We start from the raw sequence: 26,849 nt of genomic DNA on the forward strand, positions 1-26,849 counted from the left end.
TTACGAAAATGGACTACCTCTTTTTGGAGATAGTCCATAAACGAACTAGTGGTCATGCCCGTGTTCAGCGTGTATTTCGAATTTAAGTTCGAGTATGTTCTCACCAGCAAACGCTGTTTTGTAATCTTCACGGTTCCAGTCGGTACGCTCAATTTGTGCTTTTACGCCTTCATTAAGCTTTCTTAAAACGTAGGTTACTTCTTTCGTCGAACTTTCATTTTCATGGCCTACGATAAAATAGCTCAGGATACCGGTTGTATCATATTTACCATCTACCGCTGAACCGTCGGCATATGTTTGTTCGCGTGGCTGAAAAATCGCGCCTTCTTCGGTTTCAGAATCTGTATTTAGTTTAAAGTTACCTCCAACAAGAAACGCTTTATAACTGTTAGCGACAGCTTTGTTTTCTATAAAGGTGTTTTGAACCTCCTTACCCTCGTAGTCCCACGCTTTCAATTCTATTTTGTAAACAGCGTCTGCCTCGAGGTGTAGATGACCATTCTTTGTCGCTACTCCATCTTCATCAAAAGCGATAACAACTTTTTCCCCTTCAACTCCACCGTTCAGACCATGGAAGTGATCACCGTGTGGATATACGGCTTCCCCGCTGATTTCTGTCAGCGTAAGCTCCGCTTTTTCAATCCCTTCTTTAATAGGTTGAGGTTCGTCGTCATTGCTACATGATGAGAATCCTACTACGGTGAAACCTAATAACATCACGAATACTCCTAATTTGTTCGTCGTTTTTTTGTTCATTTTTATTTTCTTTTTAAGTTAATTGTTTTTTGCATAAAAGCAACATTGATGCAAATATAGTATTTGTGTTTTTAAAAGCAACTTAATTGCTTTGAAAAATTTCCGACGGTAGTATGATTTAATCATGGCGGCAAACAATCTACAGGTATAGTCGTTATATAAGTATATCAACCGCAGTTCTAAAAATCCATAAGAAGGAGTAGAAAAACATCTGTTTTAACTTTTCCTAATTAATAGTATTCATTACGAGGAGAATAAAATCTCAGATACGAATTCTTTTGGGTTTGGTTGCGGAGAATAGACAAAGTTTATAAAAATTTTAAAGTATGGCTATCAAAAAACAGTTAGAAAAAATTGCTGCCGAATCAGGAGCACCTTGTGTAACTATTTCTCTTAATACACACCGCACGCATCCAGCAAATCAGAATGATCGTGTTAAATTGAAGAACTACATTACGGAAGCTCGGAAACGAGTCGAGGACGAATTCGGCAAACGCCCTGCTGCTGAATTGATAGCGAATTTAGAAGAGGTCGAATCAGAGATCGACGAAAATTATAATCTGGAAAGTTTGCACCTTTTTGTGTCGGACCAAACGAAAGAAGTTATCAGATCTACTTGGCCAGTTTCAAACGAAGGTGTAATTATAGCAGACCATTTTGCTACACGGTCATTGATAAAATCTTATACACGGAGTTACGAATACCTTGTGATGCTCTTGTCACAAAGTGGAGTTCAATTATACGAAGCGGTAAATGATACTATTATTGCTGAAATAAAAAACGCTGATTTTCCATTTGGCGAGAATCCTCATTATCTGGTGAATGCAGCACAGGCAAGCGACGGTAAGCAAGTGGATAATATGGTTCGGGAGTTCCTCAATAAGGTCGATAAGGCTGTAGTACGTGTTTGTCAAGAAACAGACTTACCCTGTGTTGTGATTTGTACCGAGGACAATTACAGTCGATTACTTCAAGTAGCTGATCAAGAGGATATCTACCTAGGGTATGCAGCTATCGATTACAACAATACGGCAACGCACCAAATCGTAAAGCAATCTTGGGAGATTGTTAGGAACCGCCAAAAGCAAGTACGCCAAACAGATATCGGCGAAATTCAAGAAGCCATTGGAAAAGGTTTACTGATTACAGATTTACAAGAGATATATCAAGCAGCAATTGATGGGCGGGGAGATCTTTTAGTTGTACATGAACATTTTGCACAAGCCGTGATGATGGATGATGAGCGGACTTTCACTTTGATTGACGACCCATTGCAAGAGGGAAGTGTGGAGGATATCACGAGTACGATTGCATGGGAGGTTATGGTTAAAAATGGTCGCGTGCTATTCTTGAAAGATAACGACGAATTGGATGTTGGCGATATTGCTTTAAAGGTTCGATACTAATCGCAAACAAAAGACTCAAAATTCAACATCATAAATATTATGGAAGAAATTGCGGAAAAGAAAATCAAAGAAGTACACCGAGATAAACAGTCAACCTATATACCGCCGAAGCGTTGCATCCAAGAAAATTTTTATAGTGATATAATCGATGGCTTAAGCTATAATCCAAAGAAGTTACCCTCAAAATATTTCTACGATGAGAAGGGTGACCAGCTCTTCCAGCAAATTATGTCCATGCCCGAATATTACCTTACCCGATGTGAATTGGATATATTCAGTAACAAAACTTCTGAACTGGCCACTGGCATCATTTCCGACAGCGAACAACCATTTGATCTCATCGAGCTTGGTGCTGGTGATGCCATGAAATCATCTTTCCTCCTAAAATATCTTGTCAGGGAGGATATGGATTTTAGATATATACCGATTGATATATCAGGTAACATACTGTCCATACTGAACGACAACCTTAGAAAAGATATCCCTGATTTGGATATTGTCCCCCTTGAAGGGGAATATTTTGACATGCTCGAAAAAGCTAATTCCCTCTCCAAAAGGAAAAAAATAGTATTGCTTTTGGGAAGTAACATAGGCAATATGGAGCGGGATGAAATACATGATTTCTTTAAACAACTTAATGCCAAGTTGAATAAAGGAGATATCATTGTAATCGGCTTTGACCTTAAGAAAAACCCATCTATTATCTTGAACGCCTATAACGATAGGACAGGGATTACAGCAGCCTTTAACCTCAATCTACTTACACGCATCAACCGGGAGCTGGGGGCAGATTTTGATCTGCGGCAATTTCAGCATTACCAAAACTACGATCCTATCAGTGGAGCATGCAGAAGCTATCTTGTTAGTCTAAAAGACCAAAAGGTGACTTTTGGCAACCAGACAATCAATTTTAGAGAAAATGAACCTATTGAGATGGAAATATCACAGAAATTTTCGTTACCCGAAATCGAACACTTTGCTCAATATGCTGGTTTCGACACGATAACCAAAATTACCGATGCCCAAAAATGGTTTGTAGACGCGGTTTGGCAAGTAAAATAAATTACGTACAGAAACAATAGTAATGCATACGACAGATTACGTCAAAGAACTACAATCAAAATACATCGATATCCGGAATCATACGGTACAGATATGCAAACCACTTGAAATTGAAGACTACGTCGTACAACCCATAGTCGATGTCAGTCCTCCAAAGTGGCATTTAGGCCATACAACCTGGTTTTTCGAGACCTTTATTCTTTTGCCATTCATGCCCGGTTATTCCGTGTTTAATGAGCAATACAACTTTGTGTTCAATAGCTATTATGAAACTATTGGCGCGAGAGTCATTCGTACAGATCGCGGTAACCTAAGCCGCCCCTCGGTTGCGGATGTTTACCGCTATAGGGAGTATGTAGATCGCCAAATGCAGGCATTTCTTCGAAGTGATTTTCTGACGGAAAGTATACTACCCTTGATCGAACTTGGCCTTAATCACGAACAGCAGCATCAGGAGTTGTTGCTGACAGATATCAAATACATACTAGGACATAACCCACTTTTTCCGGCTTACACCAAAGATACGCTACCTGTCAAAGAAGAAGCTGAGGAATACAGCATGATTAAAATTCCCCAAGGAATCTATGAAATAGGATTCGATAAAGCAGGGTTTTGTTTTGATAATGAGCTCGGGCGGCATAAAGTCTATCTCCATGATTTTGAAATATCCAATAGCCTTGTCACAAATGGTGAATACTTGCAATTTATAGAAGAAGATGCCTATAATGATTTTAGGTATTGGCATGCGGAGGGCTGGGACTGGGTAAAACAGATTACTGCGAAAGCTCCTTTGTACTGGTATCTGATTGATGGTAGTTGGATGCAATATGGATGGAATGGTTTACAAGAAATTAATACGCAGGAAGCTGTCTGCCACGTTAATTTTTATGAGGCATCAGCGTATGCAACATGGAAGGGGTTGCGTTTACCGACCGAAGCGGAATGGGAAATAGCGTCAGAGAAATTCAATTGGGGACAACGGTGGGAATGGACAGGAAGTGCGTACTTACCTTATCCGGGGTTTAAAAAAGAAGCTGGTGCTGTTGGTGAATACAACGGAAAGTTCATGATTAACCAAATGGTACTAAGAGGGGCTTCGGTTGCAACCTCCAAAGGACATAGCCGCAATACCTACCGAAATTTTTTTCACGCTAGTTTACGCTGGCAGTTTACAGGTATCAGGCTTGCACGATAATATCGTTTTTGTGATATGATTACGATGAACCTGACTATGCAGTATTTTATAGAATAACCATGAAGAGACAAATAGTTAATAAAACAGTTTACGTAAATGGGGTAGCGATTTTCTACCGAGAAGCGGGCGATCCAAAAAATCCAACAGTTCTTTTATTACACGGCTTTCCAACGTCGTCGTTAATGTTTAAGAATTTAATGACGGCACTCTCTGATAAGTTTCACTTTATTGCACCTGACTATCCGGGTTTTGGCTTTAGCGACTTTCCATCGGTAAAGGAGTTCGACTACTCATTTGAAAACATTGCTTTGTATATTAACGAGTTTACGGAAGTAATTATGCTGGAATCATTTTCCATCTACTTCCACGATTATGGAAGTTATATTGGTATGCGACTTTGTCTAAAAAATCCCAATAAAATTGATTCAATTATTGTACAGAATGGGAATAACTATTTTGAAGGACATGGTCCTAATTGGAATGAGACTAAAGCCTATTGGGAAAATCCTACCGAAGAAAAAAAGAAAAAAGTATATGCCTTCCTAAGCGCGGAAGGAACGAAAGAACAGTATTTTGCAGGAGTTCCAGAAAATCTCAAACAAAACATTAGCCCGGAGAGTTGGATCATTGATTGGGAACGACTTAACAGACCACAAAACCTAGACATGCAGTTTAAGCTTAACTGTACGTATCCAACCAACTTTGAACTATTTTCTGCTATTCAAGAGTATTTTCGCAAATACCAGCCACCTGCTCTTATAATCTGGGGTAAGTATGATGTATATTTTGATGTGGCGGAAGCAAATTGCTATAAAAGAGACCTGGAACAGGCTGAGGTTCACATCTTAGAGGGTGGACATATGTTGTTAGAAACAAATTTCGACGAAGTGGTGGAATTGATAGACAATTTTTTTACGAAACGATTGGCAGAGTAACTGGGAGTTCAAAACATTATTGACGGGGACGAGATCGATCATCATTATTAATAAATAATAGTACATCTATTTTAGATATATTGGTTTTTTACTATATTCACACCAAAATAGCCTAAATATGATGCACAGATTCTTTGCTCTCATTTTGATTTATCAAGTGTGTTTCTCCAATACGCATGCCCAAACGAATGAACTACCACCGATTTCTTTTCGTGATTTTAATATACCCGATTCTCCAATAATCGATTCGGCCTCTCATGCAATAGTTATAATAGAAAAAGGAAGGTCGGACATACAGGTGGACGAAGGGGAGAGGGAGCTGCAGGTCATACACCGCTATGGTATCCGGATTAAGATTTTGGATAAGGAAGGTTTTGACAAAGCCAACTACGTTATTCCGTTGTATAAAATCGGTAATAAATTTGAGAGCGCGAGTCATATTCGCGGATATACACATTATATAGATGGGAAGATACATACTGTCGAGATGGAGAAAGGAGCTGTTTTTCATGAGAAAGTGAACGAATTTGTAAACTTAAGCAAATTCACTTTACCCAACATTACGGAAAATTGTATTATCGATATCGAATACGAGATACGATCACCCGATATCTTTAATTACCGAACTTGGAAATATCAAGACGATATACCTAAACTTTATAGCGAATATACGGCGATAATTCCGGCCGTCTATAATTACAATGTAACATTGAATGGTTTCTACAAATTAACAGACCAAAAATCAAGGCTGTTAAAAGATTATTTTTTACTGAATGGTCGTCGGTTTGATTGTTCGCAGTTAACCTATATTATGAAAGATATTCCCGCATTCCATGAGGAAAGCTATATGTTGGCGCCGAAAAACTATAAATCGGCAATCAACTTCGAGCTCATGCAGTATTATATGACGAATGGAGGACGAGCGGACCTAACCAAAGAATGGAAAGACGTGGACAGGGAGCTGTTGAGTAACCGTTCGTTCGGCGGCCAGATTAATCGAGAGAATAATTTCAAACGGATTTTGCCCGAAATATACGCAGAAGGCGATTCCGAAGAAGATAAGGCTCGTAAAATATACAGCTATATCAAAAGGCAGATTAAGTGGAATAAGGTATACGGGAAATATAGTCAATTTGGAGTAAAAGAAGCATTAGAAAAAAGAAACGGCAATATTGGCGATATTAATCTCGCATTGATTTCCGCCTGTAGCGCCGCGGGAATTGAGGCATACCCCGTGTTGGTATCTACTCGGGAAAATGGACTTCCTAAAACGATACATCCAGTTATTTCCGATTTCAACTATCTTGTCGCCCAGGTTCGAGTGCATGGTAAGAGCTATTTTCTGGACGCATCGGAAGAAAATCTGCCATTCGGTCTTTTACCACTGCGATGTATTAACGGAAATGGCCGTATTATCTATTCGAAAAAATCTTCCGAATGGATAAAGCTTGAGAACGCGATTAAAGCCTCTACGCATTTTGATATCGCCGGAAAGATAGATGATGCAGGTCAATTCAAAGGAACGATCCGTATGATCTATGAAGGATTGGACGCGTTGAACCGTAGAAACTATATTCGGGGATTTTCATCTTTGGATGCCTATATAGAGGAGCGGATGAATAATTCCGCCAGTATCAAAATTGAGGAGGGTACAATTTATCAACTGGACAGTCTGGACAATAATCTTGTCGAAAGCTACGAAATTAGTATGGATTTCTCTGATAACCTACGAGGAACAAGTTTTGTTTTCAATCCTATATTGATTAATAAAATGACAAAAAACCCTTTCAATTTGGAGGAAAGAAACTATCCGGTAGACCTCGGTTCCAGACAGAAAGAATTATACACCATTTCAGTCCAATTACCAGAAGGCTACCATGTCGAGCGGCAACCGAAGAATACCGCTTTGACGCTGCCAGAAGCTGCAGCAAGGTACACCTTCCAGTCACATTATGGAGCGGATACGCTAATACTTAAGCAGGAGTTGAGTCTGAATAAAGCAATTTATGAGGTCGATGAATATTTTCATCTTAAAGAGTTTTACTCGAGAATAATCCAACACCAAAAAGTAGATTTTGCATTCACCAAAAAGTAGACTATGACAAGGAAATTATGGTTAATTCTGATCTTCACCAGTGTCATTCACGTATATTTAAAGGGGCAAATCATATATGCCGTGGACGTCATGAGTGATCACTTAAAAGAACGGGCAGACGCAACGGTTAGAAACGAATGCCTGGAAGTTGATATGAAAAGTGCTAACGATGTCACCATCCGGATAACTCGCGCGGTGACTGTCCATAATAAGAATGGAGAGGCGCACGGAGCTATCGAATTATATTATAATAAATCAAGAAAGATACGAAGTGTAAAAGGGGAAATATTTAATGAATTTGGTATTTCTATTGGAAAATTCTCATTGAAGGATTTTCGGGATAGGAGTGCTTCCGGCCAAAGTAATCTATATGATGACACTCGGATGAAAAATTATAATCCAGCGGTATATAACTATCCTTATACCATTGCTTACAGCGTAGAAATTAAGGAGAATCAAAATCTGTTAATTCCGTCATGGGCACCGGACTATGATTACGACGTGGCTATTGAACAGAGTAGCTATGTCTTTACGTGTCGTCCGACCGATAAAATTCGTATACATCAACAAACTTATAAAGGGGATGCGATCGTGGAGGAGACCGCTAAGTCAAGAATATACAGGTGGGAGTTAAAAGATATAAAAGCACGGCGTTCTGAACCCTATAGCCCGCCCCGTCACCACTATGCTACACATGTTAGAATCGTTCCGGAAAATTTTCAGTACTTTAAGAAAACAGGTCATTTCAAGGACTGGCAGGAACTTGGAAAATGGAATTATGATTATCTGCTGGCAGATAAACGTGCACTTCCAGAAGCGACTGTTCGGCATGTACAGGAACTGACGAAGGACATGGAATCACCCAAAGAGAAAGCGAAAGCATTATATAAATATATGCAGGATAAAACCCGATACATCAGTATACAAGTGGGGATAGGCGGAATTGAACCGTTTCCGGCCGAAACGGTCGACAAGCTGGGGTATGGTGATTGTAAAGCGTTGGTCAATTATATGCAGAGTTTATTAGACATTGTAGCTATTCCATCTTATTATTGCGTTGTAGAGGCGGGTTCATATAAGAGAGACATTACGGCCGATTTTGCCAATGTTTCTGATGGGAATCATATTATCCTATGCATACCTTTTGAAAACGACACGACTTGGCTGGAATGCACCAATCAGAAAATCCCTTTTGGATATTTAAGTAATTTTACGGATGATCGGCTTGTCCTCGCCTGCTCGGCTGATGGCGGAAAAATACTCCGTACACCTAAATTCAGCGATACCGAAAGTTTACAATATCGGGAAGGCCACTTTAAGATACTGGCAGACGGCTCACTTGAAGGGGTTTTAACGACTACATTTAAAGGTGGGCAGTTTGATAACCATTATTACAACACTTTTTTAAATCAACAGGACCAAACACAAAACATCAGGAAATGGTATGATGTCGATAATATCAGCGTCCGGAAGATTGATTACGAAATGATTTCAGAAGATAAGGATTCGATTGCGTTTCGTGAAACCCTAGACCTCACTATAAAAAGCCATGTGGTAAGGTCGGATGCGTACGCCATTTTACATAACAATATATTTAATCAAGCACAACCCATACCTGCGACACGAAACCGAACCAATGATTTGTATATTAACCGTGGCTATACGGATATCGACGTTATACACTATACGCTCCCGGAAGATATCGGTACATCCGCCATACCCGTTAACAAACGGTTGGAAACCGAAATGGGCGTATACGAGTTACGTATTTCGATATCAAATGGTGTATTGACTAGTTATCGCATGATTCAATTACGGGAGGGAATCTATCCTAAGGAGAAATATGCAACGTTTCATGAATTTATGACGGAGGTATATGGTTTGGATAGAGGAAAATATAATCTATCTATCGAAAAAGAGGCTATTTAAAGCTTTTCCTTAGTCCTCCAATCATTCTACATTCGTCAGTGGAATAGACTGTTCCAGCTTCACCGATTCCATAGTTGTTGAATCGCTCAACACTTGATTGAACCATTCCTGGGATCGCTTTGTACCCGTTCGCTCCATCAGGAAACGTCCAAGCTCGATCACATCTGTGTTAGCCATGCGTACGGAACCATGCGATTCCGCCTCACCTAATGATTCAAGATCAGTGGTACCGTGTATGGTATAGGGCATTTTGTATATGATACGAGCCCGCCCCATCGGATTTCCGGACTGACCGGGTCGCTTATAACGCTCATCTTGTGCCCACTCACTATCTGGTGGTGTCCAATCCGGATTCCAGTCGATCTGGTGTATTTCGAAGTCGCCCTGCGGGGTAGGGTGTCCCTGCTTACCTACCGATATAGCATATCGTTTTATCGTGTCGTCTCCTTCAATTGCATATAATTGCCGTTGCGATATACTGATCAGCAGTCGAGTATCGGGCAGCTCAGGCGGGGTATCTTTCTTAGTTTCAGAGGTTCTATCCCTACAAGAACTGTAAAAAACTACAGCTAAAAACAAAAAAACGTAACGCATAGTGTGCATAATTCTGATTTTAATTTTCTAATCTGCAAAAAGCACACCAGAACCTCTCGTGAGGACGTTATTCTTGATCTGATCGAGGTGACGCAGAGCTATCCTGAGATAAAAAACTCTCATTCAGCCATTTTAGTTGACTGTAAGACCGAACAGCTTTCAATTTTGTTTCAATCTCTTTCTCTCGAATTTCAATTAGACTATTTTCTCGCGTATTTATCAAGAATAAGGAACTTTCTCCATTACTATATTTTGTCTCTTCGGCGCTTAGCAACTTTTGTTGGTTTGCTGCTGCCAGTGTCATCGTCTGGAGCTGCTGTTGGTAGTTGACGATATCGTTCTTATAGTTCTCTATCTTTGTCAGTATCTCCTGTCTCTTAAAATCAATATCTAATTGGTTTTGGGCCAATTTATGACGTGTTATGCGGTAATCGGCGCGCGCCTGTCGGAGAAATATGGGTATCTCAAGTTTAACGCCATACTGATAGTTGTTGAGAAATAGCGGGAATATATCTGTCTTATAATGTTGTTTATTTAAAAAATTATAGGTGAAATCTATCTTTGGCAACAATGCCTGCCGTTTCAGTCTTTGTTCGCTGGTCAAGATATCCTGTTTTTGTAAATACACGCGTAAGGAAGCATGGGCGTCGATCAGTTGCTCTTCCACGTCAGCTAAGAGCCCAGGATATAAATCGACCAAGTTGTAATCGCTAAGCCGATCTGAGGGGACGGTCCACTCGTTTAGTTTACGTATCTCCTGGTTTTCTGTCCAAAGAAAAAGTTGTAACTCCTGTGTACTTTTTACAAAATCCAAATAGGCTTGTTGTTCACGTAGTCTATAAGTTTGCAGCTGCGTCAAAGCTTCCGTTGTGTCAATCGCTGCGCTCTCTCCATATAGATGGGACTTGCGCACCATCTCTATGCGTAGCTGATTGACCTTAGCCGCTTCCGATAATAGCGTAAGGGACTCATATGATTTAGCCCATTGCCAGTATACACTTTCTGCTTCCGCGAGAAGAGCGTTGGTAAGCATAACCTGTTCGGCCTGCGTCATTTTTAGCGCAGCCTGAGCCTGATCAAGTATTGCTCTTTGTTGATTATAAATTAGATTTCGAGCTAACGGCACTGTTACGCCAAACTGATACAAACCGCCTCTTGTATCGCTGTTATTGAGCTTTTGTCCTTCTATGTGGTTAAAAGATCCTTCGAACGCCACACCATACCAAGTGGGTATCCGCAAATGAACGTTACTCTCCTCGTAATAGTCTACTTGGTCAATGGTTTTGGTCCCAGTCTTCGCGCTCAATACAGGATCAACTTGCCCTCTTGCCTTCTGTACTTCCGCCCGCGCAATTTCTTGATCCGTCTGATAAGATTCCGCCATAGGATGGAAATGCTTAACAATAGTTAGAAATTCAAGCAAGGACAATTGATGATATTGCTGTCCAAGTATGGGCTGGCAGCTAAAGCCCATTGACAAAAGAAGGATGATTATCCTAGCTATGAATTTCTTCATTTTTTCAGCGCTTGCTTTTCAGATTCGGACATATAATAATCGGGAGGGAAACCATTGATGTTACGCCATAACTCGTACCAGATCGGTACGTCGTTCAGGATAGCTATACCCTGTGTTCCAGTGCCGATCTTAATTTGAGGAGGCCAGGGTTTCGATTCACTATCGGGAACAACTAGTGCACGAAAAGCTCCACTCGGGCTGATATTACTCTCCACTGCAATTACTCTCCCAGCAAACGTACCATAGCTGCTGTTTGGCCATCCTGAGAATACGATGGCTGGAAAGCCGTCAAATATACACATGACACGTTGGCCAACCTTGAACAGCGGTAAATCAACGGGTTTGATACTTATTTCAACCGCATAGGCAACATCTGAAGGAACAACGGTTCCAATACTTTCATTCTCTTTGAGAATTTCCCCAATACCAGATTTATTGAGCTGTATGACTTGGCCATCTTGAGATGCCAATACAAAATATAATCCTTGTCTTACCTGATAATTCGCCATTTGGTTTTCAAGTTTCGCTATTTCTCCATTATTATTCTCTATTTGTCCTAGACTTTGAAACCTATCGCCCTCCATTTTGCTTAGCTTTTCTGCGTAATCTTGTCGCGTAGCCTGCTGTTCGATAGCAGCATTGAGGATATCCTGCTTTGTTTGCATTATCTTATTTTCGGCAAATGCTCTTTTTGCGACTGCATTACGGTAGGCAAGTGTACGCTGCTGAAATTGTGTCAGCGAAACCAGCCCCTCTTCGTACATTTTCTTTTGTCGATTGTATTGATCTTCACTTAAGGATAGTTCTGCTTCAATGGCTTGCAACTCAGCTTTCTCGCCATCTAGCCGGCTTTCAAGCTGATCTACTTTTACCGCTAGTTGCTCGAGTTTGAGGTCTCGTACCGACCTTAGGGCCGCTATTTGGCTGTCAGTAGTAGCTATCTTCGCTTGGTAGTAACTGCGCACGCCATGTTTAGCCGTGACTTGCTGCTGGGTGCGTTCGATTAAATTAGGATCCATATAGGCATCCTTTATCTCGGCAAGTTGTAATATAGTATCACCTCTCTTTACGAAATCTCCGTTTTTAACGTGCCACTTGATAATCTTTCCCGGTATGGGTGAGTTGAGCTGCTGCGGACGTTGATCTTGATAGAGCGTGCTAACTTTTCCCGTTACTTTTATATTCTGTGTCCATGGCAGAAATAGTACGACAACACCAAATACAAAAAAAATGATGAACCACTTTTTGATGTTATTCTTTTTGTGTATGTGATATATTTTGTCTATGGATTCTAATTTTCTCATTTTTATGATAAGATCATTTATCGGTAGGTTACAATTTTTCCATATTCAAGCATAAGATGCTGATCAGCTTCGTGGATCAATTTTTCATTTTCCGAAACGATAACGACAGTGGTGTATTTCTTTATTTGGCGTAGGTAGTCCACGAATTTTTCAGAAAAATCTCGATCCATCCCTTCAATCGGATCTTCCAAAATAAGTAACCTGTTGGAACCAAGAAGAGCTCGCAGCAACAGAATTTTCTTTTTTGTACTAAAAGATACTTCTGTATCCGTCTCCCTTATTTTTGTATCGAGGTCTTTGGTAAACCGACTGGAGAAATTTTCTATACCGAGTTTTTCCGTCAGTTCCAATACGTCTGCCCGCTTCACATCTGCCCGTCCCAATTGGATATTTTCAAACACGGTAGCTTTAATCAATGGCATGTCTTCGAGGTAGACGCCAATCTGTTCGCGTAAAACAGTCTTGTCCATATTGCGTATAGCCACCCTGTCAAAAAGAATGTTGCCCGAGGTGGGTTCATAAAATCCAGCGATGAGGTTGAGCAGAATTGTTTTTCCTGCCCCCAGATAACCCGATATTACCGTCATACTATTACTTTCAATTCGGGTGGTAATTTCCTTAAGAATCGGTTTGTTATCGACAAATGAAAAATTAACATCCACAAGATCGATTTGCATACCCTGTCCATTTTTGTGAGACGGTGCTAATTGAGCGTTAGGCTCTTCGTCAAGATCCAAGACTTTACCCAATTTGGTCAATGACGTAACGACATCGTAGTAACTCTCTAGATTTATAATCAGCTTTTCTACGGCGGCCATTATCGTAAGCAGAACGATTTCTGTGGCGATAAAAGCACCTATATTAAGTTGTTGTGTAACCAACAAATAAGTACCTATAGACAACAAGAAGAAGGTGATAATGACTTTAAAGCCAATAATTGCTTTATATTGCAATATTAAAACTTTAAAATGCGACGTGCGATTTTCAAGATAGTCGCCTACACGTTGGTCTGTTCCTCCCAGATGTAAGTCTGTTCCAGAATTTATCTTAAATGTCTTTACCGCTCCAGCAATATCTTCTAGCCAAGACGCAACCTCATATTTACTCTCGCTCTCTTCCAGGCTAGACTGGATGCCCGAATGCATAGTCTGTCTAAAGATAATAATTACAATAATGATTACTAATGCCCCAAAAACCAAAAACCACGGGTGGTAAAAAGCCAGTAGTATTAGCCCCAAAACAATTTGAATAAGCGCTGTTGGAATATCCAGTAGAATTTTCGAAACCGCTTTTTGAAGATTCTGTGTATCAAAGAAACGGTTAACTAATTCGGGTAAGAAATACTTTTTGATATTTTGAAGGTTAACTTTGGGTAACTTTTCGGCAAAGGCGATAGAATATTCTACAAAAATCTTTTGCTCGATCTTTTCAATTATTTGCATAACCTTGAGTCGAAAATACCCCGTTAACCAGGTCCCGATTACGACAAAGGCGATTAATAAATAAAGAGATGTCACCATAGTTGCTCCCATGGCATAGTTCACAATAGCTTGTATACCTAGTGGAATACTTAGCTGTACCAATCCCGCGAACAATGCATAAATATAAATATTTCCAACGTCGCTTTTTTCTTTGGTAATGTGTTTAAATAAGTTTCTGCTGGTTACTTTCAGGTCTTTATTTCGGAGCATTGTATTCCATTATCCAATTAATATGCTAAATTTTATTAAACCCATTGTTTTTCCTGCAGGATTTAGTTAAATCCTCGCAAAAATATCGATTTTAATATGTTTTTCACAATAAAAACCGCTTGTTTTTTTATAAAATGGCATTTACATAAAGGTAGGGTAGAGACTAATACTTTTTATGGATCAGGTTGGAGCATTTTGTAGTAAAAAAATAATCCTTTTCGAAGTTAACGCAGCAAATGCAAAATTATTAAAACTTTTTGATGCTCCGGTTGATACGACATAGTACGCATACAAAAGGACACATTTCGTAGCTTCATTTTAAAAATGGAAATCTTATCTTTAGGCATTACGATATACTGAATGACAAAACTCATGTAACAGAACTATAAAAAACCGTACTGATAGCCCCAATTTAATGGCATACTATTTTCTGTAACTTTGTATAGCCTTATCGGCTGAAATTAAGATGTAATGACTAACAAAACTACAGACAACAAAAATTCCTACCTTCCAGTGGCATGGGAATACCGTGAAATTATTGAAGAGCAGATCAATAAAAAGAATAGCGGAAAAGTGTTCTATTTTGACGACGACAACAAACTGGAAGAAGTAGGGGGAAGAATAGTCGAGATAAAAGAAGAAAAAAGTGCAGGAGTATTCATCTTAATGGACAATGGACTTCGAATAAGAGTAGATCGTATCATAACACTTTTTGGAAAAGTCGGCGCGGCCTACAATGAATACGAAGCGTATGCTAACGCTTGTATGGATTGTTCGGGAGGCTACACTAAAGAAGAACTTGACAACATGTAAGCACACCTGTCTTCACAAAGCTAGGTAAGTGCTTCCGAAGGTTTGATTTAACAAGCGTTTGATGTAATGAGAGCGTAACTTCATATGAAACTAATTGACCTTCAAAATGACAACAGATATTGTAGAAGTTAACAACTTCATAGTTTTAATCGAGCAATCCAACGCTGATAAGACGATTGTGCAAACTTGTGCCATTGATGGAGATGCAGTAGGCTTTGCTTTTTATGGTTCTGGTGAAGTTAATTTGGAAATTAAACATCAAAATCAAACAAAAATAGTTACTAACACAAAAGGCGTTGCTATTTCTTTTTTCGGCAACAGTAAAGTAGAGTTTTCTCATAAAATTGGGCCTAACAGACCACTACAATCTGTCAGTATCTTTTCAAAACTAAATAACCTACATATTTTACCACAAGAAGAGCACGAGATCTTTAGTGATTTTTTGCCGGAATTATTGAACCCTATCGCAGACTTTGTCGAAGGTCCAAGATTTTACATGACACCCGATATGCAAAATGCCGTTCATAAAATTATGACCACTACCTACAAAGGAAATACTAGACAAATGTTTTTAAAGAGTCAGGTAAATGAGTTGCTTTCTCATTTCTTTGCATTTCTTGCTTCTGATAAGAAAGAAAGTATTTCTAACGAAGATAAAGGAAAGCTTTTCAAAGCTAAAGAGATTATGGAAAACAATATTTCCAGTCCTCCTTCTTTGAGTGAGCTATCCAAACTTATTGGACTTAACAACAATAAACTGAAGAAGAATTTCAAAGAGCTTTTTGGTGTCCCTGTTTTTAAGTTTCTACAAGAAGAACGCCTCAACCGAGCCTACGAGATGTTAAGTAACACTGGCGAAAGTGTACAAGAAGTGGCTTGGCATGTTGGATACGATAGTCTAAGTTCATTCTCCAATGCATTCCGGCAGAAATTTGGTGTTCGGCCAAATGAAATCAAACAACAGTTCTTTTTGAACAAATCATAATTCTTCTAAGACAAACCTAAAAGAGTAAGCTCCTGTATATTAGTGCTATCATCAATCAATGACTGAAAAATGAAACATTTTAGAGCAATTTCAATAGGTGCCATGGTTTGGGTATTTATATTCTTAACATTTGCCGTATTAGAATATGTCCCCACAATTAAAGATTCTTTGAACCTGCAGGTATTAGCTGTTGGTATACTAATTGTACCATATGCAATATTTGGAGCATCCATTTTTTACAAGAACGGTAATGAAGAACACGGAATGAAAGTTGGGATCATTATGGCCCTAACCGCTTTAATTCTAGACGCCGTGGTTACCGTACCATTTGTAGAAATTCCCAGAGGTGGTAGTTACCAAAGCTTCTTTTCCTTCCCATTACTATGGGTGCTTGCTTTTATAAACATTGCAACAGTATATTTCTATTGGAGACTAAAAAACAAAGAGTCATTTCCTAAATAACCCCCATCTAATCCATCAGAAAATGTCTACTATGTGAGCTGTCTTCCGAGGCAGGCAAAATTGAAATAAAACCTGAATAAATCGTATCTTAGTAGACAAAGTACACGGACGAATTTTGAAGGTCAAGTTATTTTATTATGAAAAACAAAGATTGATATGAAGCGTTCTTCCAAAGCAGAAAACATCTTGGCTCAGATCAATACAGAAACTAAGTTAGGAGACCTACGGAAAATTGCGCGTGAGATCAAAAAAGACCACGAACTAGCTTTAGAACTTTGGTCAACAGGTCGATTTTTACCTCGACAGCTTGCCATTTTGATCATGGACAAAAAGCAACTTTCCCAAAAACTAATTGACAATTTAGACAACGACATTAGGCACCATAATGAAGATGAAAAACTTCAATTAATTGACTGGCTAATGGCAAATCAACTTTCCAAAGACAAAAAGACAGTTTTATTAATGGAAGCTTGGGAAAACAGCCAGTCTTCATTGCAAAGACGAGTTTTTTGGTACTATCAAGCCCGTTTACGTTGGGTTGGGCAAACACCCCCGCCGAACACGGAAGAATTGCTTTCTAAAATTGAAACACGCATTGAAAAAGAAGTGCCGGAAGTCCAATGGGCAATGAATTTCACTGCGGCTCAAATCGGGATTTTTGAAGAAAAATATCGTTCAAGATGCGTTGCACTCGGAGAACGTACCGGACTGTATAAAGATGAAATAGTGGCTAAAAATTGTACGCCTAATTATTTGCCTAAGTTAATAGCCATTCAGGTAGATAAGTACCTGTCCACTCGGTGAAACAAATCTCTAGTCGTAGTACTGATTAGTTGTCATAAGACAAGTGATTTCCTTTTTCTATGTTATAGTTTTGAACCATAACAATCCTAACCGACAGAAAAAAATCAATGCATAAAAATATAAGGTAAATGGAACGAATAGAACAAATTAACTACATCAAAGCCCCCGCTACATTAGTATACAAAGCACTCACAACAGAAGAAGGCCTAGGACAGGTATGGACAAAGAAATTGAAAGTAAAACCTGAGATTGGCTTCATAAATGAGTTTGATTTCAACGAAGGGTACCTCACAAAAATGAAAATAATTGAATTGCACGCAAACGATAAAGTCGTTTGGGAATGTATAGCATCTGATGAGGAATGGGTAGGGACGGGAATTTCTTTTGACCTTTCAGAAAAAAACAATACCACAACTGTCGTACTCAGACACTATAATTGGAAAGATATGACTGACTACTATAGATGGTGCAGCTATAATTGGGCGATGTTCCTTTATCGTTTAAAGATGTATTGTGAAAATGAAAAGACGTTGCCCTAGCATATTGCTTTGGCATCTTAATCGTCGTTTTCGGTATTGTCCTGGGATTGAGAGTAAGAACATACCAGAGAGCACAAATGACCTGCAAGTAAAATTAATGCCCTCCCATAGTCTATAAATGCGTGCGCGTTGGTGGGAATGACTTTTCTCATCGCTTTGTTTTTATAGAAGAACGCTTCGGGAGGATCAATCGCTTTGCCGTCCGGTAATGAATGTAGAAGAAAAAGAGAGAAGATGATTCCTGCGTAGTGCTACGGGAATCTTCTTTCCGGTAGCTGACCCGAAAACATCACGCTCACACTCCCTATCTTTACCCTGCCTTAAATCGTGATATGGACATATTAAAAAAACTAAAAGAACTTGACCTGGAACTTCCAACCCCCACTACGCCCGGTGGTAACTACGTATCCTTTAACATTCGTAAAGATATTGCGTACATTGCCATCCAATTCCCGATATGGAATAACAAAGCTGTTTATCAGGGAAAACTCGGCGAAGAACTATCGACCGACGATGGCTACAAAGCTCTCGGCATTTGCGCACTAAATGTGTTGTCGCAGATAACTGCGCACTCATCCATAGATCAGTTCATAGGGATAAACCACTTGGACATATATTTTCAGGCGACAGCCGAATGGGATGAAGCTCCCCAACTGGCAGATGGCGCCTCCGACCTCTTCGTCCGAGTTTTGGCTGATAGAGGGCAACATTCCAGAGCTATTTTCGGCGTTGAACGACTGCCTAAAAATTTTTGTGTAGGCTTGACAGCTACCTGTACCATCGCCTCCCATCAGCGCGGGGGTGGTATCCTCCCATTTTCATGCTAAAGAGACAGATCAATCGTCAAACCCCATCCCAGTAGTCTTCGTCGTAATCATCGTAGAAATCTTCGGGATGTCTTTCGATAGGGGGATGTCAGCGAACAGAACCTTCAGGGCAAGGTGAGGATGAGGGTGCCTTCAAGTCGAGTTGCCAAATTGCACTGGATTAAGAATCAGTCAATCCACGCATCCAGTTATTGAAATCTGCGTCCGACGGGATTTCAAATTTTTTACGTAATCTGTTCTTTCTGATCTGTACAGCCCTGACTGTAACAAAGGTATACTCCGCAATATTTTTTGTTGAAAAGTTGAGAAACGCCATGGCGCAAAATTCAAGCTCGGTGCTTCTAAGATTTGAATCAAGTGATTTCAACGCTTGTATAAATTGAGGATACAATTCGGTAAATAAAGTCAGGAACTCCGGGTTATTACTTTTAGCCAGCTCAATCAAGTTACTGAACTTATTTTCCCCGATTTGCTCCGTCAGCTCCCTGTTGACGGTTTCCGTTTCCTGTAAAGCCTCTTCTTTTTGATCCAAAATCCTACGGTTGCGTCTAGCGCGCCATACAAAAAACGTGATCGCCACAACAAGCAATACCATAGCAATTAATGAAACCCTAATTGATTTCGAAACCTTAGTGGCAGATTCCTGATCTTTTGATTTCAAAATCTGGTTGAGTACCAAATCTACCACCTGTCTATTTTCCCTTTCTAAAGAATCATTGAGCCGGCTAAAGGCCAATTCGTACTCGTCAGCCTTGGCTTTATCTAACTCGTTATTAAGGTAATAATCTGCTAAATGACGGTAAGTGTCCTTAATTGCATTTCTGTTGCCAACTTCCCGCATATTCGCTAAACTCTTTTGATAAAAAGCCAATGCTTTTTGATGATTTCCTTTCCTGTTCTCCAAATTGCCCAGAAAAGTGAGTGTATTATAAAATACAGGGATGTTATATTTCTCCACAAGGGCAAGGGATTTATCGAGGTATTGTTGTGCTTTCGCAAAATTGTCCTTTCTAACATATAACTGCCCTAGGTCATCATAAACCCCTAGATACATCGTAGCGGCACTCTTTTCATCAAAATCCCGCAAAGCATTCAATTGAAGCTCTATATACTTCTGCATCGAATCAAGTTGTTCCGTTTGATCAAAAACAGTACTTAAATTTCCATATGTATACACATAGGATATTTTTTGTGCATCCCCTGTCAAATTCTTTATACAGGTTAGCTGCAAATGAAACTCCCGAATCGCTTGGTTATACAACTTGAGTCGTGTATAAGCTCTCCCTTTCACCCGATGGACTTCGGATTGCATAAGCATTTTTTTCCTATAATATTTCGTACGCTCAACACGTTCAAGATGCTCAACACCCTCTTTAAACACCCCAACATTTACAAGTGCGTTAGCTGCCGAAAAATGAGCTCTTGCTTTTCCTTCATCATAGTTATGCACATTAGACAGCGCCAGAGCGCTCAAAGCAGTTTCCAGCTGCGGCAAAGATTCACCATTCATCTCGAATTCTTTTGCTTTACTTAAGATTGAATCAACCTCTTGCTTCCAGCCATCGCCAGCGATTGCATTAAACGTAAATAATAAAAAAAACAAAAATAGAAACTGCTTCTTCATTTAGTAGGTTGTCAACTATTTATTAGCTAGCTGTTTATTACAGCTATTTCAGATTAATTTCAGCGCTAAAACATATTATCTGCAAATCTAACCATTTTGAACATTAAACCGATATTAATCTCATGTTACTTTCTCTCTCACTACTCCGCCACCCACCTCTCACCCCGTTTTCGTGCCGTTCGCTCTCTTCCCGCCGAAGCGAAACAAATCCTTTTCAATCGAAGCGAGTTTAAAAAACAAGCGGGATGCGGAGAGTAGAATACATCCTGAAATTCCAGCCGAGCCTGAATGGTATATTTTTGAATGCTGTTGTGTTAGATTTTGATAAATAGCTGATTAATTCCGTATGCATCGGCCACCAGCGCAAATAGAACTGCATTAAACGCGCACTCAGAAATGGAAACACAAAATATTAAAAGCAATATAATTGCATTTAAGTATTTTATTCTTATTTTTGAATTAAAAAATGAGATAACTATGCGCATTCCACAAAATTTTGAAGATTGGAAAATATGCATTGAAAAGAAGTGTGGGATTCCATTGAAACTGGAATTCGCGAGGAAACGTCTGGCCGTTTATGAAGATGAAAATCTTCCCGAGACACGTCGATTTATCAACGTGTAAGGACGTGATCATTTGGAGCATATCAAGCAATGGTTCCAACAGGCTCTTACAACCTTTTAAAATTGCTATGCTCCATCTATTTCATTTCATCTTAGAAGTAAACTGTTGCCAACGACTCCATTCAAGAGATACTGTGAAGTTATCATAACTTTCTTTAGGTCAGGTTATCGTATATAACATAGTGATAAAAAACGCACAAGAAACCCGGCAGTAAGGTTCGAATTAATGCACTCTTTCAAACAGTTCAGGATAACTAACTACTAAGCCTGATTTGTCTACGGTTATTATAGCTTCAAAATCGTTTGGTACGTTCTCGTATTTATATTTTTCTGCACTCAGCCGCGAATATTTCTGCTCGCGCGCTGTTATTTTTTGTTCAAGTACGTCAATATAAATAACATCGATATGCGCTTGCTGGCCGTCTTTTAATTTTAACCGGTTAATCGGAAACGAGTTAGACAAGGGAGTTAAAGAAATATCAATATCCACACAGGCATACAAATTGTTTATAACCGATCCGTTTACATTCCAATGGCCATTGGTTTTCCGTCCTTCGACTTGAAACGGAGAACTGTTTATTTTTGCATTGATGCTGAAATGCTGCACTTCCCAATTGCGGTTTGCTTCGATAAAGTAGGCTATGTTGTAAATCTTATTATCCAAATGCCCCACAATCGTCGAATAGATTTTCACTGCGTTTTCATCAAGCTGAATAGTGCAATGTTCTAAAGAGTTGTAATATTCCCCCTGCCAGAGGATGATGGTATCTTCCATTTTAATAGTCTACTTTTTCCGTTATTTCATTCTAAACACTTCCTACATTAACAAGCCGCAATCCTAAGTTTATTCGAGAAAGGTACGACTATTAGTCAAAAATCTGAAACTGATACCCGTGGAAAGAAACGCTATACGAACGGGGCCTTTCTTATTCGGTTAAAACGAATTAAAGAAAAGGTTGTTCTTTACGTAGTTTAATAAACGACTCAGAAATTTTGCTGCTTATGTTTGGAATTGAAGATATTCCCAAATTTATTCTGGCTTTTTTTGTTTTACTACCCGTAATCTCGGCTATTCATGAAGGAGGACATGTGTTTTTTGCGTGGCTTATGGGTGGAAAAAATATTAGGATTACGATAGGAACAGGAAAGCCTGTTTTCCGTTGGGGCCTAGTTGAGGTCCGACAGTACTACTTTTGGTATGGCTTCTGTACTTTTGATAATATTACACGTCAAAGAACAATAGCCAATATCCTTATTTTCTCTGGCGGTGTTTTGTTTAACTTGCTGGCCGCGATAGCTGTTATTTTACTTGTCGAAAAGGATATCCTCGAGGAAGGTCTTTTTGCATATCAATTCACGTATTTTTCATTATACTACATATTCTTTGCTCTTATTCCCATTCCTTTTCCAGACGGAGGTTATAGTGATGGACGGATTATCCTCGACTTAATCAGGGGCAAAGAGAACATTATAACACCTCGAGTATACTACGTTCGGTGGGATCAGGACGGCAATCAGTGGCGGGTATTTGATGACCAGGAGGAATTGATAGCTAGTTACGAAGGGAAAATGGAAGCGCTAAACAAGGCAAATGAGGTTGCAAGGAGTAACCGTCCCAGTATGGTAATGAACAGCAAAGGTGGTAAAGAAACGGAAATTAGCAATTATCCAAGAATCCCGCTCTAGCTATTTTTTTACCTTTTTTCTTATCTTTAGCTTAATATACCATTATCAGGTGGATTTTTTTAAAACGGGTTTCCTTAAGTAACCCACATGGCATAATATTATTACCAATAAAAATTATTAAAACGATCTAAACCGAACGATGCATTGTTCAAATGAGCGTTTGAAGAAAACTTTAACTGATTTATAATTACTATAAGCCACTTATTGTAAATACGGCTCTTGCACGATAGCTTGCTGCAGGAATTGTTACAGAGACACCACTCAAGCGCAGCTGTACAGGTATATTGTTAAAGGTAGTTAAAGTAAGCACCGTTTGAATTCTGAATAGTTCTGTTGCGACTGTTGTAACAGGCAGATAAGTTGTTCCTCCCGTAACGCTACAAAGTAAACACAGCGTTTGTCCGGTGCCGGTGCGGCGGGCAGCTATGCTAAGCGATGGGTGCCATGTCGGGTCAGCTTGGTATTGAACGGATACCCGGGCTCCTGATAGCAATGCTGGCAGCGTGGCCGATACAAGGATCTGGTTGGCCGCGCTTTGGTAACTTCCAGAGTAGTTGGCTCCGGCCTCTGTTATAGGTGAAATTGGCACGGTCCAATTTGTACCCCCCACTGTCATGGTTTGCGCAACACTTTGTTTCGTCCAGAAGATTACTAACAAATAAAACAGGACAACGCTCGTACGTAGGGTATAAGCGCGACGGTTTTTGTAGTATATGGAGATATTATTCATTCTATTATCGTATAAGTAACCACAATGATGTTGTTATTTCCTGCAGCAAGGTTAGCATAATTGTTAGGTGCAATCGACAATGTCAGTCTGTGACCATTACTTGTACCGGTGCCGGTAAATGCACCACCGATACCGCTTATAATCACCTGTGGAACGGCCGTCAGGATGACCTGCCCGCTTACTGAACCCAGTATTCCACCGCCTGAACCAGATGCCGCTGCCGCCTGTAATCTAATGTCTACGCCGGGTATTGTCTGGTTGATGGCGACGGTGACTGATCTGCTCGCGCCCCCAGCTTCGATGGCTGAAGTATAGTTTATCCATTTACTCGTATTAACGGTGGGAGCCGCAAGCGGCCTTCCCGCGTCTGTTGGGGGAAGGAAATTCATTACTATTGTTCCCGCAGGTTCAATATCAAGTAAGGCAACCTTGGGCAAAGTTATAGCAATATTTCTTGAACCAGTCGTCTGGCAAATTGCGCTTATCGGAATGATAACAAGAATTAATATTTTGATCATACTATTCATTTATATTTTCGTTATAGCTTACGGTTATCGATTGTTGCTGATATTGTATTTTTGATTCTCTTTTTGTTACTGGGACTACGACATGCTGGGTCTGTCCACTCTTTAAAGACAGTTGGTACACCTTGTTGGGAATTGAGTATCTGCTGTCCAGATCGTTTCCATAAATTTTAACTGTCCAATCGCCTGGCCGTAAATAAGTAAAATCAAAATCTTCCCCAAGTGCACATATTTTTCTAAGAACTTGATCGGCGAAGGAAGCCTCGATAATTACCTTTGCAACCTCCGTTTTCTTTTTCGGGTTTATCTTTCTTTTCATTTGTATAAGGTCTTTTGAGCTCGGGGCGGAGAGGGCCAAGGTACCGGTTATTTTTGCTGCCTCTGTCAAGCCAAAATTGAAGGTATTATTTCGATCTTCAGAAAGAAAGATTGAAATGGGGAGCGGAACGTCTGGGATATCTTCAAATGCGAATGTCGTTCTGTCAATTTCAAGAAAATGTTCACCCGGGACTATGTTTTTAAAGACGTAATTTCCCTCAGAATCTGTTATAGCCTGTTGTTTGCCCAGCATTAATCTTATCCCGCCAATTTTTGTTGCACCCAAACTAGCGACAGTCCCTGACAGTGTCGTGTAGGAGGCAGTTTTTTTAACAGGTAAATTCAATTGTGCTGTATATCGAATGGAAGCAACGAAATCTTTATGTCCAAGTTGACCACGCTGAAGCATGTACCGGCCGGAAATGTCGATGCTATGGGCTGGAAGGAACTGCTGACGAAATAATAACTCAAACAGGTTACGGTCTCTAAAATACTCTTCTGGTAAAAAGTCATTCTGATAGAAAACATGCAAGCTGGACTTGGCCGACAACCGACTCATCACTCTTGCTCCGTAATACAGTTGTGATTGGTTTGTTTCCCTGTAACGGGAAGTGCGTGCAATGCTTCCGAAAACATTAAAAGATGAGTTGAATTTTTCGAACCCTAGGCCTGCCCTCAGGTACGATGATGAACCTCTTAGTCCTGTTATATGGTTGTCGGTTTTCCCCAGCTGCCCCTCTAAGTCGAGATCGAAATCCCAAAGCCTTTGGTATAAAGAGGTTCTGAAAAACAATTCATTGTAGTCAAACTGACGGGGCGTCTGCCGGTCGCGATAACGTTGGTATCCATTATAAAATGTTATATTTCCGGTTTCCGAATATCTGAAGTTAACACCATATCGCATGTTATTTCGATAAGGCGCTGCGAGGAACATGGTGTCACGACGGAAATTTTGTGCATCTTGCGTGTAGTTTGCCAGAAGATCAATCTTTTTGGCGATTGTCAACCTAATGTTACCGTTAAACATGGAACTGTTGTTAAAGTACCCAGCAAAAGACGGCGTAGCATGCATGTATGCTAGGTTCGCGTAAAGCTGTTTGTAGTATCCATCGGCCCTTACCCTGTAAGCTGCGCCTTGTGCGTTATCCATTTTACTCATTGCTATCTCCGCTTCTACGTCTATTTGCTTTAGTAAGGTGGTCTTTCCGATTAGGTAAGGTAAATGGGCGCTACTCGTCAAGTACTGAGATCTAAATAATGTCGACGTACCTCTTTCTGGTATTTTTAAAAGATATCCTCCGGAGATAGTTGTCGTACTGTCGAGATGAAATGTAGAATAGATGTTGAATTCATCCTTTATTTCTCTAAAAAAACGTGGACGGTTATAAAATCCGCCAAATGCTACTTTTCCCAGTTCAATTTTCAGTTCTGCACCTCGCCCGTACCGCGCATATTCCGTAAGAAAAGATGATGAGTATACTTTATCGCCCAAATGAGCATAGACTTTTTTGTTTCGAAACGTCGCAAAATATTCTTCGTATGGGGTAAACGTGTTAAAATCAACAGGATTTTTCGTAAGTGCTCGAAACTCTAGTTCTGCTGTGTTTTCAGTGTTTAAGCTACCACGTCCATACACCTCTCCTTGAAACCCCTGCTGAAAACTTCCTCGGTTTCTCATCCCGATATAAGATATCGATGCTGAGACGGGAAATCGGTGATAGATGTCGTCTTTGGTAGGTGTTACGGGGATAACATTTGTCGAACCGTAAGCTGCGATACGTGTGAAGGTGGAATCTGGCGAATCGGCGATGATATCTATATTTTGTATTGTTCGTTTCCCAACGGTTATATCCGTCATTTTATTTACCTGGACAATTCTTGTCTCACCAGGGGTTAATATCAAATATGGATGCCGAGCAATAGTCCCTACGTTACTTTCTAGCTTGACAACTTGTTCGACGTTCCCGCCATTTTTTAGTATAAACGACGCCGTGATCGTATCGCCCGCCTTAACATAAGTGGGTACATCTAGTTTTGATAAAGAAATTTCACGTATTTTTTTAATCCGAATTTCTTCTGAAAGGCTCATTTGCTCTGCACTTGTTTTGTCCTTAATATGTAGTACAACCTGATGGATGCCAGGGGGCGCACTTGATGAAATTTTAATCGGCACGATTAGGGTCGAAACCAGTTTGTCAGAAAGTTGAAGTCCGTCGCTGGCCAAGATAGGGGTGAGATGGGAGCTCGAGGTTTCAACATCTATGTCATAGAATGATTGTTTTTTGGGTAACTTATCAACATGGAAGAGTATCGATGTCGCGATACCTGGTTTAAGCTCTTTAGTACTATCTTGTATGCTTTTATTATATTCCTGAGATAGAAGTATGTTCGGAAAGATGATCAATAGTATGAGAGCCCAACGTTCAAACAT

Annotated in this window: 24 protein-coding genes; 14 read left to right on the top strand and 10 right to left on the bottom strand. The window is 39.9% G+C overall.

What is annotated here, in order from left to right:
- Positions 1-45: 45 nt before the first annotated feature.
- Positions 46-756: a hypothetical protein gene (locus tag C5749_RS14455; RefSeq protein ID WP_105726849.1), complete on the bottom strand. Its 711-nt coding sequence runs from the start codon at positions 754-756 to the stop codon at positions 46-48.
- Between the two features lie 326 nt (positions 757-1,082).
- Between C5749_RS14455 and C5749_RS14460 the strand changes: the two genes are divergently transcribed.
- The 6 genes from C5749_RS14460 to C5749_RS14485 all read left to right on the top strand — a co-directional run bounded on the left by C5749_RS14460 (position 1,083) and on the right by C5749_RS14485 (position 9,378).
- On the top strand, positions 1,083-2,162 hold the full coding sequence (locus C5749_RS14460) for a baeRF3 domain-containing protein (RefSeq protein ID WP_105726850.1): 1,080 nt from the start codon (positions 1,083-1,085) through the stop codon (positions 2,160-2,162).
- Positions 2,163-2,201: 39 nt separating this feature from the next.
- Positions 2,202-3,224, top strand: a complete 1,023-nt coding sequence (egtD, locus tag C5749_RS14465; RefSeq protein ID WP_105726851.1) for an L-histidine N(alpha)-methyltransferase — start codon at positions 2,202-2,204, stop codon at positions 3,222-3,224.
- A 22-nt stretch (positions 3,225-3,246) separates the two neighbouring features.
- The gene (gene egtB / locus C5749_RS14470; protein ID WP_105726852.1) at positions 3,247-4,419 is read left to right on the top strand and encodes an ergothioneine biosynthesis protein EgtB; all 1,173 of its coding nucleotides are present in this window, start codon (positions 3,247-3,249) and stop codon (positions 4,417-4,419) included.
- A 59-nt stretch (positions 4,420-4,478) separates the two neighbouring features.
- The gene (locus C5749_RS14475; protein WP_105726853.1) at positions 4,479-5,354 is read left to right on the top strand and encodes an alpha/beta fold hydrolase; all 876 of its coding nucleotides are present in this window, start codon (positions 4,479-4,481) and stop codon (positions 5,352-5,354) included.
- A 118-nt stretch (positions 5,355-5,472) separates the two neighbouring features.
- A complete protein-coding gene (locus C5749_RS14480; RefSeq protein ID WP_105726854.1) occupies positions 5,473-7,449 on the top strand; it encodes a transglutaminase family protein in 1,977 nt (658 codons plus the stop codon).
- A 3-nt stretch (positions 7,450-7,452) separates the two neighbouring features.
- On the top strand, positions 7,453-9,378 hold the full coding sequence (locus C5749_RS14485; RefSeq protein ID WP_105726855.1) for a DUF3857 domain-containing protein: 1,926 nt from the start codon (positions 7,453-7,455) through the stop codon (positions 9,376-9,378).
- A 21-nt stretch (positions 9,379-9,399) separates the two neighbouring features.
- Here the strand turns inward: C5749_RS14485 and C5749_RS14490 are convergent, their stop codons facing one another.
- From C5749_RS14490 to C5749_RS14505, 4 genes are all read right to left on the bottom strand, one after another.
- On the bottom strand, positions 9,400-9,972 hold the full coding sequence (locus C5749_RS14490) for a L,D-transpeptidase (protein WP_181151438.1): 573 nt from the start codon (positions 9,970-9,972) through the stop codon (positions 9,400-9,402).
- A gap of 67 nt (positions 9,973-10,039) precedes the next feature.
- On the bottom strand, positions 10,040-11,488 hold the full coding sequence (locus C5749_RS14495; RefSeq protein WP_105726857.1) for a TolC family protein: 1,449 nt from the start codon (positions 11,486-11,488) through the stop codon (positions 10,040-10,042).
- Positions 11,485-12,792, bottom strand: a complete 1,308-nt coding sequence (locus C5749_RS14500) for an HlyD family secretion protein (RefSeq protein WP_105726858.1) — start codon at positions 12,790-12,792, stop codon at positions 11,485-11,487. Before C5749_RS14500 ends, C5749_RS14495 begins: the two co-directional genes overlap by 4 nt.
- 17 nt (positions 12,793-12,809) lie before the next feature.
- Positions 12,810-14,483: a peptidase domain-containing ABC transporter gene (locus C5749_RS14505; RefSeq protein WP_105726859.1), complete on the bottom strand. Its 1,674-nt coding sequence runs from the start codon at positions 14,481-14,483 to the stop codon at positions 12,810-12,812.
- Positions 14,484-14,954: 471 nt separating this feature from the next.
- Between C5749_RS14505 and C5749_RS14510 the strand changes: the two genes are divergently transcribed.
- The 6 genes from C5749_RS14510 to C5749_RS14535 all read left to right on the top strand — a co-directional run bounded on the left by C5749_RS14510 (position 14,955) and on the right by C5749_RS14535 (position 18,913).
- Positions 14,955-15,296 (top strand): hypothetical protein, encoded by a 342-nt coding sequence (locus C5749_RS14510; protein ID WP_105726860.1) that lies wholly within the window; start codon positions 14,955-14,957, stop codon positions 15,294-15,296.
- Positions 15,297-15,402: 106 nt separating this feature from the next.
- On the top strand, positions 15,403-16,281 hold the full coding sequence (locus tag C5749_RS14515; protein WP_105726861.1) for a helix-turn-helix domain-containing protein: 879 nt from the start codon (positions 15,403-15,405) through the stop codon (positions 16,279-16,281).
- Between the two features lie 69 nt (positions 16,282-16,350).
- Positions 16,351-16,743, top strand: coding sequence for a DUF5367 family protein (locus tag C5749_RS14520; protein WP_105726862.1), 393 nt, complete (start codon positions 16,351-16,353; stop codon positions 16,741-16,743).
- A 156-nt stretch (positions 16,744-16,899) separates the two neighbouring features.
- The gene (locus tag C5749_RS14525; RefSeq protein ID WP_105726863.1) at positions 16,900-17,547 is read left to right on the top strand and encodes a DNA alkylation repair protein; all 648 of its coding nucleotides are present in this window, start codon (positions 16,900-16,902) and stop codon (positions 17,545-17,547) included.
- A 128-nt stretch (positions 17,548-17,675) separates the two neighbouring features.
- On the top strand, positions 17,676-18,086 hold the full coding sequence (locus tag C5749_RS14530) for an SRPBCC family protein (RefSeq protein ID WP_105726864.1): 411 nt from the start codon (positions 17,676-17,678) through the stop codon (positions 18,084-18,086).
- A 332-nt stretch (positions 18,087-18,418) separates the two neighbouring features.
- On the top strand, positions 18,419-18,913 hold the full coding sequence (locus tag C5749_RS14535; protein ID WP_105726865.1) for a RidA family protein: 495 nt from the start codon (positions 18,419-18,421) through the stop codon (positions 18,911-18,913).
- A gap of 160 nt (positions 18,914-19,073) precedes the next feature.
- On the opposite strand, the gene C5749_RS14540 is transcribed toward C5749_RS14535, so the two are convergent.
- Positions 19,074-20,537 (bottom strand): tetratricopeptide repeat protein, encoded by a 1,464-nt coding sequence (locus tag C5749_RS14540; RefSeq protein WP_105726866.1) that lies wholly within the window; start codon positions 20,535-20,537, stop codon positions 19,074-19,076.
- Between the two features lie 477 nt (positions 20,538-21,014).
- Between C5749_RS14540 and C5749_RS19670 the strand changes: the two genes are divergently transcribed.
- Positions 21,015-21,161, top strand: a complete 147-nt coding sequence (locus tag C5749_RS19670; protein WP_181151440.1) for a hypothetical protein — start codon at positions 21,015-21,017, stop codon at positions 21,159-21,161.
- 222 nt (positions 21,162-21,383) lie between these two features.
- Here the strand turns inward: C5749_RS19670 and C5749_RS14550 are convergent, their stop codons facing one another.
- The gene (locus C5749_RS14550) at positions 21,384-21,935 is read right to left on the bottom strand and encodes a putative glycolipid-binding domain-containing protein (protein ID WP_105726868.1); all 552 of its coding nucleotides are present in this window, start codon (positions 21,933-21,935) and stop codon (positions 21,384-21,386) included.
- Positions 21,936-22,162: 227 nt separating this feature from the next.
- On the opposite strand from C5749_RS14550, the gene C5749_RS14555 reads away from it, so the two are divergent.
- The gene (locus C5749_RS14555; protein ID WP_105726869.1) at positions 22,163-22,846 is read left to right on the top strand and encodes a site-2 protease family protein; all 684 of its coding nucleotides are present in this window, start codon (positions 22,163-22,165) and stop codon (positions 22,844-22,846) included.
- Positions 22,847-23,036: 190 nt separating this feature from the next.
- Here the strand turns inward: C5749_RS14555 and C5749_RS14560 are convergent, their stop codons facing one another.
- The 3 genes from C5749_RS14560 to C5749_RS14570 all read right to left on the bottom strand — a co-directional run bounded on the left by C5749_RS14560 (position 23,037) and on the right by C5749_RS14570 (position 26,849).
- Positions 23,037-23,576, bottom strand: coding sequence for a hypothetical protein (locus C5749_RS14560; protein ID WP_219847987.1), 540 nt, complete (start codon positions 23,574-23,576; stop codon positions 23,037-23,039).
- A complete protein-coding gene (locus C5749_RS14565) occupies positions 23,573-23,965 on the bottom strand; it encodes a hypothetical protein (RefSeq protein WP_219847988.1) in 393 nt (130 codons plus the stop codon). Before C5749_RS14565 ends, C5749_RS14560 begins: the two co-directional genes overlap by 4 nt.
- Before the next feature lie 130 nt (positions 23,966-24,095).
- Positions 24,096-26,849, bottom strand: coding sequence for a COG1470 family protein (locus tag C5749_RS14570; protein WP_105726871.1), 2,754 nt, complete (start codon positions 26,847-26,849; stop codon positions 24,096-24,098).

It is taken from the genome of Sphingobacterium gobiense (assembly GCF_002980575.1).
GTDB lineage: Bacteria > Bacteroidota > Bacteroidia > Sphingobacteriales > Sphingobacteriaceae > Sphingobacterium > Sphingobacterium gobiense.

Bases quoted from the DNA above. Each gene is read 5' to 3' on its own strand.
- C5749_RS14455 (WP_105726849.1), bottom strand. From the start codon at position 756: ATGAACAAAAAAACGACGAACAAATTAGGAGTATTCGTGATGTTATTA.
- C5749_RS14460 (WP_105726850.1), top strand. From the start codon at position 1,083: ATGGCTATCAAAAAACAGTTAGAAAAAATTGCTGCCGAATCAGGAGCA.
- egtD (WP_105726851.1), top strand. From the start codon at position 2,202: ATGGAAGAAATTGCGGAAAAGAAAATCAAAGAAGTACACCGAGATAAA.
- egtB (WP_105726852.1), top strand. From the start codon at position 3,247: ATGCATACGACAGATTACGTCAAAGAACTACAATCAAAATACATCGAT.
- C5749_RS14475 (WP_105726853.1), top strand. From the start codon at position 4,479: ATGAAGAGACAAATAGTTAATAAAACAGTTTACGTAAATGGGGTAGCG.
- C5749_RS14480 (WP_105726854.1), top strand. From the start codon at position 5,473: ATGATGCACAGATTCTTTGCTCTCATTTTGATTTATCAAGTGTGTTTC.
- C5749_RS14485 (WP_105726855.1), top strand. From the start codon at position 7,453: ATGACAAGGAAATTATGGTTAATTCTGATCTTCACCAGTGTCATTCAC.
- C5749_RS14490 (WP_181151438.1), bottom strand. From the start codon at position 9,972: ATGCGTTACGTTTTTTTGTTTTTAGCTGTAGTTTTTTACAGTTCTTGT.
- C5749_RS14495 (WP_105726857.1), bottom strand. From the start codon at position 11,488: ATGAAGAAATTCATAGCTAGGATAATCATCCTTCTTTTGTCAATGGGC.
- C5749_RS14500 (WP_105726858.1), bottom strand. From the start codon at position 12,792: ATGAGAAAATTAGAATCCATAGACAAAATATATCACATACACAAAAAG.
- C5749_RS14505 (WP_105726859.1), bottom strand. From the start codon at position 14,483: ATGCTCCGAAATAAAGACCTGAAAGTAACCAGCAGAAACTTATTTAAA.
- C5749_RS14510 (WP_105726860.1), top strand. From the start codon at position 14,955: ATGACTAACAAAACTACAGACAACAAAAATTCCTACCTTCCAGTGGCA.
- C5749_RS14515 (WP_105726861.1), top strand. From the start codon at position 15,403: ATGACAACAGATATTGTAGAAGTTAACAACTTCATAGTTTTAATCGAG.
- C5749_RS14520 (WP_105726862.1), top strand. From the start codon at position 16,351: ATGAAACATTTTAGAGCAATTTCAATAGGTGCCATGGTTTGGGTATTT.
- C5749_RS14525 (WP_105726863.1), top strand. From the start codon at position 16,900: ATGAAGCGTTCTTCCAAAGCAGAAAACATCTTGGCTCAGATCAATACA.
- C5749_RS14530 (WP_105726864.1), top strand. From the start codon at position 17,676: ATGGAACGAATAGAACAAATTAACTACATCAAAGCCCCCGCTACATTA.
- C5749_RS14535 (WP_105726865.1), top strand. From the start codon at position 18,419: ATGGACATATTAAAAAAACTAAAAGAACTTGACCTGGAACTTCCAACC.
- C5749_RS14540 (WP_105726866.1), bottom strand. From the start codon at position 20,537: ATGAAGAAGCAGTTTCTATTTTTGTTTTTTTTATTATTTACGTTTAAT.
- C5749_RS19670 (WP_181151440.1), top strand. From the start codon at position 21,015: ATGCGCATTCCACAAAATTTTGAAGATTGGAAAATATGCATTGAAAAG.
- C5749_RS14550 (WP_105726868.1), bottom strand. From the start codon at position 21,935: ATGGAAGATACCATCATCCTCTGGCAGGGGGAATATTACAACTCTTTA.
- C5749_RS14555 (WP_105726869.1), top strand. From the start codon at position 22,163: ATGTTTGGAATTGAAGATATTCCCAAATTTATTCTGGCTTTTTTTGTT.
- C5749_RS14560 (WP_219847987.1), bottom strand. From the start codon at position 23,576: ATGAATAATATCTCCATATACTACAAAAACCGTCGCGCTTATACCCTA.
- C5749_RS14565 (WP_219847988.1), bottom strand. From the start codon at position 23,965: ATGAATTTCCTTCCCCCAACAGACGCGGGAAGGCCGCTTGCGGCTCCC.
- C5749_RS14570 (WP_105726871.1), bottom strand. From the start codon at position 26,849: ATGTTTGAACGTTGGGCTCTCATACTATTGATCATCTTTCCGAACATA.